Annotated in this window: 15 protein-coding genes; all 15 read right to left on the bottom strand. The window is 67.7% G+C overall.

All coding sequences use genetic code 11. The annotated features are described in order from the left end of the window. Nucleotides 1–96: 96 nt before the first annotated feature. The 15 genes from ASE58_RS16455 to ASE58_RS16390 all read right to left on the bottom strand — a co-directional run bounded on the left by ASE58_RS16455 (nt 97) and on the right by ASE58_RS16390 (nt 14,204). Nucleotides 97–1,335 (bottom strand): NAD(P)/FAD-dependent oxidoreductase, encoded by a 1,239-nt coding sequence (locus ASE58_RS16455; protein ID WP_055823774.1) that lies wholly within the window; start codon nt 1,333–1,335, stop codon nt 97–99. Further along, nucleotides 1,332–2,747 carry an amino acid permease gene (locus ASE58_RS16450; RefSeq protein WP_055823771.1) on the bottom strand — a complete coding sequence of 472 codons (1,416 nt, stop codon included), beginning with the start codon at nt 2,745–2,747 and terminating at the stop codon, nt 1,332–1,334. Before ASE58_RS16450 ends, ASE58_RS16455 begins: the two co-directional genes overlap by 4 nt. 30 nt (nt 2,748–2,777) lie before the next feature. After that, nucleotides 2,778–3,773: a 4-hydroxyproline epimerase gene (locus tag ASE58_RS16445; RefSeq protein ID WP_055824021.1), complete on the bottom strand. Its 996-nt coding sequence runs from the start codon at nt 3,771–3,773 to the stop codon at nt 2,778–2,780. After that, nucleotides 3,773–4,720, bottom strand: a complete 948-nt coding sequence (locus tag ASE58_RS16440) for a dihydrodipicolinate synthase family protein (RefSeq protein ID WP_055823767.1) — start codon at nt 4,718–4,720, stop codon at nt 3,773–3,775. Before ASE58_RS16440 ends, ASE58_RS16445 begins: the two co-directional genes overlap by 1 nt. Before the next feature lie 119 nt (nt 4,721–4,839). Continuing rightward, nucleotides 4,840–5,265, bottom strand: a complete 426-nt coding sequence (locus ASE58_RS16435) for a hypothetical protein (RefSeq protein WP_055823765.1) — start codon at nt 5,263–5,265, stop codon at nt 4,840–4,842. Next, the gene (locus ASE58_RS16430; RefSeq protein WP_156347798.1) at nt 5,262–6,479 is read right to left on the bottom strand and encodes a thermonuclease family protein; all 1,218 of its coding nucleotides are present in this window, start codon (nt 6,477–6,479) and stop codon (nt 5,262–5,264) included. Before ASE58_RS16430 ends, ASE58_RS16435 begins: the two co-directional genes overlap by 4 nt. 185 nt (nt 6,480–6,664) lie before the next feature. Beyond that, complete coding sequence (locus ASE58_RS17645) at nt 6,665–6,805, bottom strand: entericidin A/B family lipoprotein (protein ID WP_082457213.1); 141 nt, start codon at nt 6,803–6,805, stop codon at nt 6,665–6,667. A gap of 66 nt (nt 6,806–6,871) precedes the next feature. Beyond that, on the bottom strand, nt 6,872–7,783 hold the full coding sequence (locus ASE58_RS16425) for a hypothetical protein (protein ID WP_055823759.1): 912 nt from the start codon (nt 7,781–7,783) through the stop codon (nt 6,872–6,874). Between the two features lie 39 nt (nt 7,784–7,822). Further along, complete coding sequence (locus tag ASE58_RS16420) at nt 7,823–8,014, bottom strand: hypothetical protein (protein ID WP_055763891.1); 192 nt, start codon at nt 8,012–8,014, stop codon at nt 7,823–7,825. Beyond that, nucleotides 8,011–9,528 carry a PAS domain S-box protein gene (locus ASE58_RS16415; RefSeq protein WP_055824018.1) on the bottom strand — a complete coding sequence of 506 codons (1,518 nt, stop codon included), beginning with the start codon at nt 9,526–9,528 and terminating at the stop codon, nt 8,011–8,013. The genes ASE58_RS16420 and ASE58_RS16415 overlap by 4 nt, the downstream gene beginning before the upstream one ends. 7 nt (nt 9,529–9,535) lie before the next feature. Beyond that, the gene (locus ASE58_RS16410) at nt 9,536–9,901 is read right to left on the bottom strand and encodes a CsbD family protein (RefSeq protein WP_055823756.1); all 366 of its coding nucleotides are present in this window, start codon (nt 9,899–9,901) and stop codon (nt 9,536–9,538) included. A 25-nt stretch (nt 9,902–9,926) separates the two neighbouring features. Further along, entirely contained in the window at nt 9,927–10,247 is a 321-nt protein-coding gene (locus ASE58_RS16405; RefSeq protein WP_055823753.1) for a hypothetical protein, read from the bottom strand. Nucleotides 10,248–10,344: 97 nt separating this feature from the next. Further along, nucleotides 10,345–10,539 (bottom strand): hypothetical protein, encoded by a 195-nt coding sequence (locus ASE58_RS16400; protein WP_055763898.1) that lies wholly within the window; start codon nt 10,537–10,539, stop codon nt 10,345–10,347. A 204-nt stretch (nt 10,540–10,743) separates the two neighbouring features. Then, nucleotides 10,744–13,071 (bottom strand): 3-hydroxyacyl-CoA dehydrogenase/enoyl-CoA hydratase family protein, encoded by a 2,328-nt coding sequence (locus ASE58_RS16395; protein ID WP_055823750.1) that lies wholly within the window; start codon nt 13,069–13,071, stop codon nt 10,744–10,746. Beyond that, nucleotides 13,071–14,204: a thiolase family protein gene (locus tag ASE58_RS16390; RefSeq protein WP_055823747.1), complete on the bottom strand. Its 1,134-nt coding sequence runs from the start codon at nt 14,202–14,204 to the stop codon at nt 13,071–13,073. The genes ASE58_RS16395 and ASE58_RS16390 overlap by 1 nt, the downstream gene beginning before the upstream one ends. Nucleotides 14,205–14,272: the final 68 nt, after the last annotated feature.

Here is a 14,272-nt window from a genome sequence, read left to right as displayed (position 1 = left end):
GCGTATCGAAGGACCGCGACCAGATGCTTCGATACGGGTCTTCGACAAGCTCAGCCCCTACTCAGCACAAACGGGTGGGGCGCATGTCGCCCCACTCTACCGAAATCGATCGAGGGTGAAGGGCGACAGGTCGAACGGCGGCGGCGCGTCGTGCAGCAGCGCGGCCAGTGCCTCGCCGCTGGTCGCCGCCAGCGTCAGCCCCAGATGCTGGTGCCCGAATGCATAGGCGACCGCGCCGCGCCGTCCGATCGCGGGCAGGTAATCGGGCAGCGTCGGCCGCGCGCCCATCCACGGTTCGAGCGGCGGGGCGAGCGACAGGCCCAGCGCAGCGACATGGCCCCGGATGCGCGCCCATTTGCGCGGATCGGGGGCCATGTCGGCGCGGGCGAATTCGACGATGCTCGCCGCGCGCAGCCGGTCGGCGAAGCGGGTGACGATCATCGAGCGGTCCTCGAACACCACCGGCGGCAGGTCGGCGGGCCATTCGCCGGGATCGCCCTCGACATGATAGCCACGCTCGGCGATCAGCGGGGCGGTGAGGCCTACGGCCTTGACCAGCGCGGCCGATGCCGCCCCGGCGGCGACCACCGCCACCGCCGCCTCGATCGGTGCGCCCTGTTCCAGCACGACGCGCGCGCCGCCGTCCGCCTCCACGATCGCGCGGGCGCGGGCGCGGGTGCGGATCATCGTGCCGCCGTTCGCCACGAACTGCCCGAGCAGCGCGGCACCCAGCGCGGCGGGATCGACGATCTGTCCGCTCCCTTCGAACCGGATCGCGCCGGCGATCGGCACCGTGGTCAGCGTCTGGAGCCGGGCCAGCTCGTCGGGCGTTACGGGGCGAACGGTCGCGGTGCCGGTATCGGCCGCGGCCCACGCCGCCTGCCCCCGCGCGGCGCTCTCGGGCGTTTCCCACACCACGAAATGCCCCGCGATGCGCAACAGGTCGCCCCGCCCGGCCGCCGCCAGCACCCGCTGCCACGCCGGAATCGCGGTCGCCAGCATCGCGGACAGCGCCACCTTCCCCCGCGCGAACCGTGCCGGGGCGGCGGCGCGGAGCAGCCGCAGCGTGAAGGGCAGCCACGTCCGGATCGCCCGTGGCGGCAAGGCGAGCGCGCCGCCGCGCGAGAACAGCCGCTTCGGCACACTCGTCACCGTGGCCAGCGACGCGAGCGGTTCGACCTGTTCGACCGCGATATGCCCGGCATTGCCCCATGACGCGCCGCGCCACGGCGCATCGGGGGCGACGATCGTCACCTGCGTGCCGCGTCGTTGCAGCGCCAGCGCGACGTTCAGCGCGACCACGCCGTCGCCGATGACGATCGCCGTCGCCGTCACGCGCGCGCCCGCACCATGCTGCGCGTCCGGCCATAGAGCAGATAGAAGGCGATTCCCGCGACGTTCCACAGCGCGAACCGCTCCAGCGTATGCACCGGCAGGCTGACCAGCAGATAGAGGCAGCCGAGAATCGCCAGCGTGCCGACGACGAACGGCGCGGGACAGCGGAATACGCGTTGCAGGTCGGGCGCGCGGCGGCGCAGGATCATCATGCACGCCGCGACCGCGATGAACGCCAGCAGCGTGCCGGCATTGGCCAGCTCGGCGATCTCGTCGAGGCGGAAGAAGCCGGCGACGGCGGCGACGAACACCCCGGTCACCATCGTCACCAGCGCGGGCGACCCGGTGCGCGCCGACACCCGGCTGAGCGAACGCGGCAACAGCCCGTCGCGCGACATGACGAAGAAGATGCGGCTCTGCCCGTACATCATCACCAGGATGACCGAGGGGAGCGCGATCAGGGCCGCCAGCCCGATCGCCCATGCGGCAAAGGGATGCTGGAGCGTGCGCAGCACATAGGCCAGCGGCTCGGCCGAGCGGCCCAGGTCGATATAGCTGACCGCGCCGATCGCGGCGACCGCGACGCCCATGTAGATCGCGGTGCACGCCGCCATCGACCCGATGATGCCGATGGTCAGGTCGCGCCCCGGATTGCGCGCCTCCTCTGCCGAGGTCGCGACCGCATCGAACCCGTAAAAGGCGAAGAACACGATCGCGGCGGCGGCCATCACCCCGCGCGTCGCCCCGCCCTGCACCTGGCTGCCAAAGCCGTAGGGCATGAACGGTTCGAAATTGCCGCCGTTGAACGCGGGCAATGCGACGACGACGAACACCGCCAGCGCCACCATCTTGATCGCGACCAGCACGATGTTGAGCGTCGCACTCTCCCGCGTGCCCGCCACCAGCATCCCCGCAATGCCGAGCGCGACCAGCACGGCAGGCAGGTTCACGATGCCCCCGCCATGCGGCCCCGACAACAGCATCGCGGGCAGGTGGACGCCGGCACTCTGCAACCATCCGACCAGATAGGCCGACCACCCGACCGCAACCGTCGAACAGGCGAGCGAATATTCGAGGATCAGGCTCCACCCGACGATCCACGCGACACTCTCGCCGATCACCGAATAGCTGTAGGTGTACGCGCTGCCCGCCGTGGGGATCAGCGTCGCCATTTCGGCATAGGCGAGCGCGGCGCAGGCGCACACCGCGCCGGCGATCGCGAACGACAGGATGACGGCCGGCCCGGCACGATCCGCACCGACGCCGGTCAGCGTGTAGATGCCGGTGCCGACGATCGCACCGATGCCCAGCGCAATCAGGTGCGGCCAGCTCAGCGTCTTGCGCAGTTTGCGATCCGGTTCGGCATCGTTCGCGTCGAGGGGCTTGAGCGGCCCCAGTAATCCTCGTGCCATGCGCCCCTCCTGTTTGTCGTTATGGCGTCGTCATACCACCGTGAAGCCGGCGAAGAACGGGTCTTCGCGGTCGATCCAGATCGTGTTGAAGCCGGTCGCGATCGCCGACCCTTCGATCGACGGCACGATCGCCGCCTGCTCGCCGATCATCGTCTCGCCCTCGACCCGGCCGATGAAGCGGCTGCCGATATAGCTTTCGTGGACGAAGGTATCGCCGACGCTCAGCCGCCCGGTCGCCGCCAGATGGGCGAGGCGGGCCGAGGTGCCGGTGCCGCACGGGCTGCGGTCGATCGCGCGTTCGCCGTAGAAGACCGCGTTGCGCCCGTCCGCGCCGTCGCCCCTGGGCTTGTCCGCCCACAGCACATGGCTGACCCCGCGGATGGTCGGCTCCAGCGGATGGACCGGTTCGTAGACGTCGCGCACCAGCGCGCGGATCGTCCGGCTCAGCTCGACGATCCGCGCCGCGCCCAGATCATCGAGGCCGGTATAGGCACCCTGCGGTTCGACGATCGCGTAATAATTGCCGCCATAGGCGACGTCGATCGACAGCGGACCGAACCCCGGCACGTCGATCTCCAGCCCCTGCCGCGCCAGATAGGCGGGGACGTTGCGGATTCTAACCGAGCGGACGCGGTTGCCGTCGGCCACGTAATCGATATCGATCACCCCGGCGGGCACCTCGACACGCAGGTGGCCGGGTTCGCGCGGGGTAATCAGGCCGTGTTCCAGCCCGAACGTAATCATCCCGATCGTCCCGTGCCCGCACATCGGCAGGCAGCCGGACGTTTCGATGAACAGGATCGCCGCATCCGCATCGCCGCACGGCGGGTACAGGAACCCGCCCGACATCATGTCGTGCCCGCGCGGTTCGAAGCACAGGCCGGTGCGGATCCAGTCGAAGCGGGCCAGGAAATCCTGCCGCCGCTCCGCCATGGTGGCGCCCCGCAACAACGGTGCGCCCCCGGCCACCAGGCGGACGGGATTGCCCGCCGTGTGGCCGTCGATGCAGAAGAAGGTGTGGCGCATCAGGCCGCCGCCGTCTCCAGGGGTGCTGCCTTCAGCACCGGCCGCGTCGCCGCGCACTTCTCGACCATCGCGATCACCTCGGCCCGGCGTGCGCCTTCCAGCGGCAGGCGCGGCAGGCGGACCCGTTCCGACCCGCGACCCATGATCTCCTCGGCCAGCTTGATCGACTGCACCAGGTCATGTTCGGCATCGAGGTGGAGCAGCGGCATGAACCAGCGATAGATGCGCCGCGCCTCTTCCCAGTCGCCGCGATAGACCGCCGCGATCAGCGCGACCGATTCCTGCGGGAACGCGCTGGTCAGGCCCGACACCCAACCGCTGGCACCCAGCAACATGCCCTCCAGCGCCACGTCGTCGAGTCCGGCCATCACGACATAGCGGTCGCCGAAGCGGTTGATGACGTCGGTGAAGCGGCGCGGATCAGGCGCGCTTTCCTTGACCGCGACGATGTTTGTCACCGGCTCCAGCAGTTCGAGCGTCGCGAAGTCGACCGACACGCGGTACGCCGGCGGGTTGTTGTAGAGCATGATCGGCAGGCCGGTCGCCTCCGCCACGGTGCGGAAATGCGTCGCCAGCTCGTTGGGCGTCGGCACATAGACCATCGCGGGCAGCAACATCAGCGCGTCGACGCCGATGTCCTCGACCTCCTTTGCAAAGGCCGCCGCGCGGTGGGTGGTGAATTCCGACACGCCGCACACCAGCGGCACGCGCCCGCCGACCGCCTCGACACCCGCGCGCAGCACGGCATGCTTTTCCGCGACGTCGAGCGAGTTGTTCTCACCACAGGTGCCGAGCAGGATCAGCCCGTCGACGCCGTCCTCGACCAGCGCGACCAGCCCGCGCTGCGTGGCATCGATATCGACCGACCCGTCCGCCGCGAACTGCGTCGTCGCCGCAGGATAGACGCCCGTCCACATGCTCGAACCAGAAACCACATCAACCTCCATAAGTAGCGCTGATCGTATACGATATAAAAGTAGCGCTCGCAATCGAATTCGAGTGCGTGGTGATCGTGTCAGCGTAGGTCGGGATTGCTGCGGTGCATAGCAGTAGTGCGGGGAGCCGGTCAGACCGATCGGTTTCCGTTCGCGTCTGGTACGCCTTCGCGCGCCAGTATGCTGCGAGGATAGGCCCACAGGCCTGCAAGACAAAGGGCGACAGTTACCGCGATCATGTAGAGATACGGCGTGATGCCGAGCCCCGAAGCCCAGGCGATCCCGGCAACAGCAAGCGCCAGCGCCGGTGTCGACAGCAGCGCCGCGCGCAACCAGCGCAGCGGGCCGGGCCGGTAGCTCAAAAGCGCCGATGTCCAGGGCAATGGTACCGCCAGGATGAGCCAGTAGAGCGGATTGACCTTCACGTCGGTATGCGACCCAGGCAGCAGGATGGTGGTGATACCCACCATGGACGGCACGATGGCGAACACCGCGATCGCGACGGCCCATCCGGTCCAGCGGTCTCTCTTCAGACGCTGCGCATAATTGTCTATCATGCGTTCCCTTTCTCTTTGTCCGCGATCACCCACACGATCAGCTCACGGATGAGACCGCCGTCTGCGCTGCTTACCACCCCCAGCACGCCCCCCGCACCGTCCAGCAGGCGCTGGCGTACCACCTTGTTGATCATTCGGGTGCCCAGCTTCACGCCGTTAATGCCCATCGCTGCGCTCAACTCGGCGCGAGCGGCGCGGGTCAAAGATCTAGCCGCAAGGTCTCCAGCCTTGACGCCGGTCTTGCTCAGCGCCGCGCCTGTCTTCGCGACGCCGACAAGCCCCCCTGCTGCCCCGACCAAACCGATCGCGTCGGCCCCTCGCATCGACCAGATATAGACCGGGCTTTTGTCGAGGGTTTCGTTGATGTCGCTCCGGCCACGGCGCGCATTGTTGACGCGGTAGACCGACGCCATGCACTGCCCGCTGCCCGCCAACGCGCCGGCATACAGCACGATGGTGGCACCAAACGTCAAGCCGCCTGTGAACGGTGCGAGCGCGCCCGTGCCAACCACGCCGATCCAACCGACCACCGCCCCGGCGCAATTCAGACCGAGCGAACGCCATTCGCTCGGCGGCACGCTGCTCGCGTTCCGGTTAGGTATTCGCGAAACCGGTGCTGGCATCGTCGGACGCGACGGAAGCCCGCCCGGCCAGACGCCTGCCAACGGCTGAGATCCCTGCCGCATCACGCTCCACCCAGCCTGACGCTGCCCGGCGGTCAGCGACGGCACCCGACCCGGTCGCAATCGCTGGAAATATGCCGGGTTGATCTGGCGCTCGCGCAATTCGAACAGGATGGACCCGCCCGAACCGCCGGCGGCACGCAGCTTTTCGATCCGACCGCGGTGGCGCAGCAGCACGCCCATCCCGCGCGTTTCGGGCACACTGTCGACCACCCTTACCAATGCCGCACGATTGATCGGATCGGCCGCACGACGCTCCGGTTGTGGTCGCAAACCCATCTCCGTCTCCCATCGGTATGGCTGTGCCGTTCCCGAGTTCAGAATGTGATCTGACACGTCAACGCCGTTCAGCCGCACTCGTGCCAATGTCCGACCATAATGATCGCAGCCGCGCCGCTCGATCGTCGCCAGCCCCCGCACGATTACCGCCACCCCGGATGTAACCGGGTCACCCGCAACGCCCCGCCGGCCGCGCCGGCAGTAGCTTGGCATCTCCGGCGCATAGATACCGAAGAGACGGATAGCCGGCATGTATGGCTGAGAGCGCCTCGCTGTTCGATCCCGATCATGAGGGTGGGCGGGCCTGTCGTCCGTTTTGACTATCCCCTAATCAGGAAGCCCCACGCACACCAAAACGGCGCGGTGGTTACCCACCGCGCCGTCGGTCGTTCGACGATTCCGCCCCGCCCGATGCCGGACGGCGCAGGAAGTTCGCCTTACTTCTTGGCTTGGCCCGAGGCGCCCGAGACGGCTGAACCGGCCGACTTCAGGTCCTTGCCGGCACCGTTCACGGTGTTGCACGCGCCGAGCGATACCGAAGCGGCGAGCACCAGCCCGAGGGCGATCTTCTTGGTCATGTCATTTCTCCCTTGCAGTAGGAACCGGGTGCGGCGGGCCAGATACGCCGGCCCGCCGCGTTACGCTCAGCGTAACCGACGACGGGTTGCCGTGGTTGCACCGAAACCTGCGGCCGCCGCACCGATCAGCAGTGCGAAGACGAGGATGAACGACGTGCCGGCGGCAGCGCCTGCGGCCTTGTCGGTCGCCGACTTGGCGGTCGCGACGGCGTCATTCTTGGTCTGGACGAACTGTGCCTTGGCGCGCGTCACCTGGGCCTGCGCCTCCGGACGGCTGATCTTGCGCTGGGCGGCGACCACATCGACGATGCGGCTTTCGGCCTGCTGGCCCTCGGCACCGCCACGGGCGAGCGCGGGGAGCTGCTTGGCGATTTCGGCCTGCGCCTGTTCCGGGGTCATCTGCGCCGGATCATTCGGTGCGTCCGACAGATACTGTGCGGCTTCGCTGCGCACGTCGCGCGCGGCTTCCTTCACGTCGCCGGCATCGACACCCGCGGCCGAGGCAGCGGCAGGCGCGACCGAGGCTGCGGCACCGACTGCGCTGCCCGCCGTACCGGCAACCGCACCGACCGTGCGGAACGCACCGCCGATGATGCCACCGACCGCCGAGGTCAGCAGGTACAGCGTCAGGATCAGCGTGACGCCCCACACGACCAGCCCGTGGACCAACGCGTCGAAGCGTTCATGCACGCCCGCGACCCGCGCGGCGGCATAGCCACCCGCACCCAGCGCGATGACGGTGGTGATGAGCCAGTAGATGCCCGCACCGATGCCGAACCCGGCCGCCCCCGGCGTGGTACCTTCGACCGGATCGACCATCGTCAGCCCGATGCCGGCGCCGAGGATGCCCAGCACCAGCTGGATCGCGACGGCCAGCACGACGCCGGCAAAGATCGCGCCCCACGACAGCCGGGTCGCGGTCTTGCCGATATGCGTCTCGTCGATCGGCCCAAGGCCGTTGGTAACATTGGTAACCATGATGTCTCCTGTTGAACTCCTGAGGGTCGGGGCGCTGGATCAGCGCTCTCCCTTCCCATCATCCCCTGCTGCGTCCGGCTTCGTGGCGTCCGGCGCTTGTTTCTGTTTGGCCCCGTCGCGGCGGGCGGTGTCGTCGCCGATCAGCGTACCGATCGCCTCCAGCACCGACGCCTTCGCCTTCGCGGCGGCCTTTGCCTGCTCTTCGGAAGAGCGCTTCTTGTCCTGTGTCATGGTGCGGCCTCCTGTTCCGTTGGCCGGTCGAGCGTGTCGCCGTCGAAGCCCCGGGCCCGTGCCCAGGCGACGGCGGCGATGCGGCGATTGACCCCGATCTTGGCATAGATGCGCGCGACATGGTTGCGCACGGTGTTGCTCGCGACGTCCAGCGTCCGCGCGATCGTCTTGTCGTCATATCCCCGACAGATCAGCGCCAGCACCTCGCGTTCGCGCGGGGTCAGGTCGTCGAGGCCGGGGCCGTCGTTCGCCGCCTGCGGCGTGCGCAGCCGGGCGAGCTTTTCCATGATCGACCGGCTGAACCAGCTGGTGTCCTTCATCACCGCCTCGATCGCCTCGACCAGTTCGAGCTCGGTCGCCTTGCGCTGGGTGATGTCCTGGAACGCCCACAGCACGCACGCATCCTGGCCCAGACGGATCGCCTCGGTCGAAATCAGGCAGTCGATCATCGCGCCGTCACGGGCAAAGATCCGCGCCTCGTGCCCGCGCAGGTCGTGGCCGGTATCGATCGCCCGTTCGATGCCGTGGCGAATCTCGCTGCTTTCCCACAGTTCGACCTCGCCCAGCGGGCGGCCGATGATCTCGTCGGCGGCATAGCCGGTCATCGCGGTGAAGCTGGCATTCACCTCGCACAGCAGATGCCCGTCGCGCGCGCCGATCGCCATCGGCACCGGCGCCAGTTGGAACATCCGGGTGAAGCGGTCCTCGCTGTGGTGCAGCGCGGCTTGCGCCGTGCGACGCGGTTCGAGGTCGGCGAAGGTGAACAACATGCACGGCTGTTCGCCCATGTCGATCGGCTGTCCGGCGACGATGACCAGCCTGGTCCCGCCGTCGGGCAGTTCCAACTCGGCCTCCATCTGCGGAATGGTACGCCCTTCGCCCAGGCGTTCCTTGGCCAGATCGCGCCGGTCGCCCAAGCGCAAGACGTCGATGTCGTACACCGTCTTCGACAGCACCTGGTCCCGGTCGAACCCGGTCATGTCGAGGAACCCCTGATTGACCTTTACGTAGCGCAGGTCGCTCAGGCGGCAGATGACGGCGGGCGCGGGGTTGGCGTTGAACGATTGTTCGAACCGGTCCTCCGCCTCGTACCGCGCCGACACGTCCTGGAGGATGAGCACCAGACAGGCCGGTTCGCCATCGTCGCTGTCGTTCAGGACAAGGCTGCGCACCTGATGGACCCAGCGCGGTTCGTCTTCGCCCGCGACGGTCACTTCGACCACCACTTCGGAAAAACGGTCGCCCGCCACCACCCGCTCGAGCGGATAGTCATCCGCTTCGAGCCGGTGGTTGTTGCGATACCGCAGCTGGAACCGCGACCGATATTCCTCGACCGTCTCGCCCAGCTCGGCGAGGTCGCCGACCCCGTGCATCGACAGCGCGGCATCGTTCGCCCAGAGCAGGCTCTGGTCGGGATCGATCAGGATCACCCCTTCGTCGAGGCCCGCGACGATCTGGCGCAGGTGGCGCAGATCGGCGGTCTCGCGCAGGGATTTGAACGCAGCCTCGTCCATCGTGCGATCAGCCGCGACGCCCGTGCAGCAGCCAGGCGAGGCCATAGCCGATGATGGCGGCACCGGCGGCCCACAGCAGCGGGTTTTCCTCGACGGTGTGCTGCGCGACCTTGCCGCCGTGCTGGGCGCGGTCGGCGACCTGACGGCCGGCGGTCTTCAGCTTCGCGCGGGCTTCGTCGGCCATTGCGGGCGCGCTGTCGATCGCATCCTCGATGATCTCGCGGACACGGCCATAGGTATGCTGCGCGCCGCCCGCGATCTGATCGACCACGCCGTCGACCTGCAGGCCGCGATGGTCGACGACATCGCCGACGGTCTTTTCGACCTTGCCGGTGGCGTAGCGGACGCCGCCTTCGAATTCATCCTTGTTCATGATGCTTTCCTTTCCGAATGGAGGATCAGGGGAGGACGTTGCAGCCCGCAGCGGCCTTGCCGACCGCCAGCGCGATCGCCGGGTCCTTGATCTCGCCCGCCACGCGCACGAGGTCGCCGACCGTCAGCGCGGCCGGATTGGGATCGTCCTTCTTGTACGCGGCGGCGGCACGGCCGAGCTGCTGCAGCTGGCCGAGCGACAGGTCGCTTTGCAGGCGCGTGCCGACGCAATCGGCGCGCTGCGCGTCCAGCCCATAGCGCTGGAGTCCGGTCGAGATACGGGTGGCAGGCGCGGCGCAGGCGCTGAGCGCAAGCGTGCCGAGCAGGGTAATCGCAACTGCCTTCATGGACCGGTCTCCCACGACACGGCCGCAAGGGCGCGACCGGTCAGGGCGCATCAACCGACCGGAACGACTAGCGTTCCTGGTATCTTTGCGGGATTGCCTAGTCCGAAAGTACCATCACGATCAGTGCCGCCTGCTCGGCGTACAGTCGCGACATGCGCAAATGAATCGCGCGTATTTCTATTTCGGTGGTATTTTCAGCGAGTTGCCGATGTACTTCCGACCGGCCGATCAGATAGGTGCGCTCTTCCGTCGCGGAGAGAAGCGGGGCGGCGGGACGGGCGGTCAGGGACATGGTGCGATAGTATCGGTACGGTACCGTGCCCGCTATCGTGCAGAACTACCTGTCGGCATGGTTGTTCGGCACCTGTTTGCGCGCAGCCGTCGCGCCTCTTGCCCCCAACACAACGTCACCCCGGACTTGATCCGGGGTCCCGCTTCTTCTTCCGGCGTGGGAGAGAAGCGGGACCCCGGATCAAGCCCGGGGTGACGAGGAGCGTCAGTTTCTGAGCGGCTTGCCCGTCTGCAGCACATGGGTCACGCGGTCCTGCGTGCGGGTGTCGCGCATTGCGTCGAGAAACACGCGGCGCTCCAGCGTCAGCAGCGCGTCTTCGGTCAAGACGTCGATGATGTCGGTATCGCCGCCGGTCAGCACCTCGGCCACGCGGCCCGACACCACTTCATCATAGGGCGTCGCCAGCCCCTTCGCGCGGAAGCCGCGCACGACGTCGGCAATGGCGATGCGACCGCTTGTCCCCGGCAGGCGATAGACCGGCGGTTCGGGCGGGGCATAGCCCTCGACCAGCGCCAGTGCCCTGGCCTTCGCATCGGCCAGCAACCGGTCGCGGTTCATGGTGATGCCGTCGCTCGGGCGCAGGAAGTGCAGCTCGCGCGCCTCCGCCGCCGACTTGGACACCTTGGCGGTCGAGATCGTCTCGAACGCGACGCCCACCGCCGGCATCGGCCCGCGCGGCGTGCCCTTGGCCCTGGCGATCCGGTCGAGCAATTCGCCATGCCCGCCCCATCCGGGGACGAGGCCCGCGCCGGCCTCGACCAGCCCCATATAGGTTTCGGCATGCGCCTGGATCGCATCGGCGTGGAGCGAAATCTCGCATCCGCCGCCCAGCGCCATGCCCGCGGGTGCCGCGACCACCGGGAAGGGGGCGTATTTCAGCGCCTTGAACGTCGCCTGCCCGCCGGCGATCATCTGTTCGATCTGCTCCCACGCGCCCGACTTCACCGCCCAGAGTGCCAGGAACAGGTTCGCGCCGACCGAGAAGTTGCTGGCATCGGTGTAGATCACCAGCGCCTTGAACCGCTCGCGCACCACCGCGATCGTCTCGTTCAGCAGCGCGACCACCTTGTCGTCGAGCGCGTTGCTCTTGCCGGTGAATTCGAAGCAGACGACGCCATCGCCCACGTCCCACAGCGCCGCCGACTCATTGCGCAGCACCGGTTCCGACCGCAGCTTGACGTCGGCGAGCAGCAGCACGCCCTCGCCGCGCACCACATCGGCGTAAGCGCCATCGAGCGTCAGATATTGCCGCTGGCCGCCCTCGACCCGGTAGAAGGTCCGGTCGCCCACGGTGTCGAGGATCGCGGGAACCTCCCGCCCTTCGGCCCGCAACCGCGCGGCCAGCTTCGCCGCGCCGATCCGGTCGATCAGCTCGAACGGCCCGTATTTCCAGTTATAGCCGAGCTTCATCGCGTCATCGATCGCGACGATATCGTCCGCCGCCTCACCCACCAGCATCGCGGCATAGGGCAGCACGCGCCCGAGGATCGCCCAGGCATAATCGCCCGTCGGCCCGTCAAGCTCGATCAGCTTGCCCAGGTCCTTCGCCGCATCGGCGGGCAGGTCGGCCGGGGTCTGCTGTTCGCGATAGTCACCGGTGGTCAGGTCGAGCGCGAACTTGGTCCGCGTCGCCTTGTCGAAGCGATAGAAACCGCCCTTGCCCTTGCGGCCGGTGAACCCTTCCGCGATCATCCGGTCGACCAGCGGCATCGGCCGCACCGTGTCGAAATAGGGATCACCCTTGGGCAGCGTGGCGGTCAGGCTCTTGGACAGGAGCGGCATCAGGTCGATGCCGACCAGATCGACCAGCCCGAAAATCCCGGTCTTGGGCACGCCCATCGGCCGCCCGCCGATCTGGTCGGCCTGCTCGACCGTCAGCCCCAGATCCATCGCCGCATTGATCGCGACCGCCAGCCAATAGGTACCGATACGGTTGGCGATGAAGCCCGGCGTATCCTTCGCCCGCACGATCCGCTTGCCCAGATGCCGGTCGACGAAATCCTCGACCTTCCCCGCCACCGCCGGATCGGTGTCGGTGCCCCGCACGATCTCGATCAACCGCATATAGCGCGGCGGGTTGAAGAAATGGGTGATGAGGAAATCGGCACGAAACGCCTCGCTCCGCCCGGCCACCAGATGGTCGAGCGGAATGGTCGAGGTGTTGGACGACACCGCCGTACCGGGACGCTTCAGCGCCTCGATCCGGGCATAAAGCGCCTGCTTGATGTCGAGCCGTTCGACGATTGCCTCGACGATCCAGTCGCATTCGGCGATGCGCTCCAGATGGTCGTCGATATTGCCGGTCTCGACCAGCTTGGCCGCCGATTTCGACATGAACGGCGCAGGGTCCGTCTTAAGCATCCGCGCGACCGCGCCCTTGGCGACGGCATCACGGTCGGGACCGTCCTTGGCCCCATCCTTGGCAATGTCGAGCAGCAGCACCGGCACCCCGGCATTGGCGACATGCGCGGCGATGCCGGCGCCCATCACCCCTGCGCCGATGACGCAGACCTTGCGGATCGCCGCGTCCATCATGCGCGCTCCAGCACGGTGGCGATGCCCTGCCCGCCGCCGATGCACTGCGTCGCCAGCGCATAGCGACCGCCCTCGCGCGCCAGCAGCGCCGCCGCCTTGCCGACGATCCGCGCGCCCGTAGCACCCAAGGGATGCCCGATCGCGATCGCCCCACCGTCGAGGTTGATCGCATCCTCCTTGATGCCAAGGTCGCGGATGCACGCGATCGCCTGCGCCGCGAACGCCTCGTTGATCTCGACCACGTCGATATCGTCGATGGTCAGCCCGGCACGCTCCAGCGCCTTCTTCGACGCGCCGATCGGGCCAAGGCCCATCGTCTCCGGCGCACAGCCCGAAATGCCGATCGACTTGATCCGGGCAAGGATGGTCAGGCCATGCTTCGTCGCGAATTCCTCCGACGTGACCAGCACCGCACTCGCCCCATCGGTCAGCGGCGACGAGGTGCCGGCGGTGACCGACCCGTCCTGGCGGAAGGCAGGCTTCAAGCCCGACAACGCTTCGCTGGTGGTGTCGGGACGGATCGTGCCGTCCTCGCTGACCACGCCGCCCTTGGTCTGGATCGGGATAATCTCGTCGCTCAGCCGCCCTTCGCTGCGCGCGGCACCGGCCTTGCGCTGGCTGGCGACGGCGAACGCGTCCTGTTCGTCACGGGTGATCTGATACTGGGTCGCGACATTCTCGGCGGTGTCGCCCATGCCCATATACGCCCCGGCGCTCTTGGCGGCGAGCGCGGGGTTGGGCAGCGGGTTGTAGCCGCCCATCGGCACCCGGCTCATCGATTCGAGGCCTGCGCAGATGAACGCCTCACCCGCGCCGACCTCGATCTGCCCGGCGGCGATATGGATCGCGCTCATCGACGATCCGCAGAACCGGTTGACGGTCATGCCGCCGACCGACAGCGGCAAATCCCCCAGCAGCGCCACCATCCGCGCGACGTTGAAGCCCTGTTCCCCTTCGGGAAAGGCGCAGCCCATCACCACGTCCTCGATCAGCGCGGCATCGACCCCGGTGCGCTCGATCAGGCCGCGCACGACCTGCGCCGCCAGATCCTCCGGCCGGACCCGCGCCAGCGCGCCCTTGCCCGCCAGGTGAAAGGGGGAGCGAACATAGCCTGCGATTACGGCCTTCATCGAAGCGATCCTTTCCACGGTCTGCCATGCGTGTCATGGCTATATGCCCTATACGATAGCTATGTTAC

Source organism: Sphingomonas sp. Leaf9 (genome assembly GCF_001421355.1).
Taxonomy (GTDB): domain Bacteria; phylum Pseudomonadota; class Alphaproteobacteria; order Sphingomonadales; family Sphingomonadaceae; genus Sphingomonas.
The sequence above is the reverse complement of the archived record's forward strand: the minus strand, read 5'-3'. Positions and strand labels throughout refer to the sequence as shown.

Coding starts and splice junctions, on each gene's coding strand:
- ASE58_RS16450 (WP_055823771.1), bottom strand. CDS start 2,747: ATGGCACGAGGATTACTGGGGCCGCTCAAGCCCCTCGACGCGAACGAT.
- ASE58_RS16445 (WP_055824021.1), bottom strand. CDS start 3,773: ATGCGCCACACCTTCTTCTGCATCGACGGCCACACGGCGGGCAATCCC.
- ASE58_RS16440 (WP_055823767.1), bottom strand. CDS start 4,720: ATGGAGGTTGATGTGGTTTCTGGTTCGAGCATGTGGACGGGCGTCTAT.
- ASE58_RS16435 (WP_055823765.1), bottom strand. CDS start 5,265: ATGATAGACAATTATGCGCAGCGTCTGAAGAGAGACCGCTGGACCGGA.
- ASE58_RS16430 (WP_156347798.1), bottom strand. CDS start 6,479: ATGCCGGCTATCCGTCTCTTCGGTATCTATGCGCCGGAGATGCCAAGC.
- ASE58_RS17645 (WP_082457213.1), bottom strand. CDS start 6,805: ATGACCAAGAAGATCGCCCTCGGGCTGGTGCTCGCCGCTTCGGTATCG.
- ASE58_RS16425 (WP_055823759.1), bottom strand. CDS start 7,783: ATGGTTACCAATGTTACCAACGGCCTTGGGCCGATCGACGAGACGCAT.
- ASE58_RS16420 (WP_055763891.1), bottom strand. CDS start 8,014: ATGACACAGGACAAGAAGCGCTCTTCCGAAGAGCAGGCAAAGGCCGCC.
- ASE58_RS16415 (WP_055824018.1), bottom strand. CDS start 9,528: ATGGACGAGGCTGCGTTCAAATCCCTGCGCGAGACCGCCGATCTGCGC.
- ASE58_RS16410 (WP_055823756.1), bottom strand. CDS start 9,901: ATGAACAAGGATGAATTCGAAGGCGGCGTCCGCTACGCCACCGGCAAG.
- ASE58_RS16405 (WP_055823753.1), bottom strand. CDS start 10,247: ATGAAGGCAGTTGCGATTACCCTGCTCGGCACGCTTGCGCTCAGCGCC.
- ASE58_RS16400 (WP_055763898.1), bottom strand. CDS start 10,539: ATGTCCCTGACCGCCCGTCCCGCCGCCCCGCTTCTCTCCGCGACGGAA.
- ASE58_RS16395 (WP_055823750.1), bottom strand. CDS start 13,071: ATGGACGCGGCGATCCGCAAGGTCTGCGTCATCGGCGCAGGGGTGATG.
- ASE58_RS16390 (WP_055823747.1), bottom strand. CDS start 14,204: ATGAAGGCCGTAATCGCAGGCTATGTTCGCTCCCCCTTTCACCTGGCG.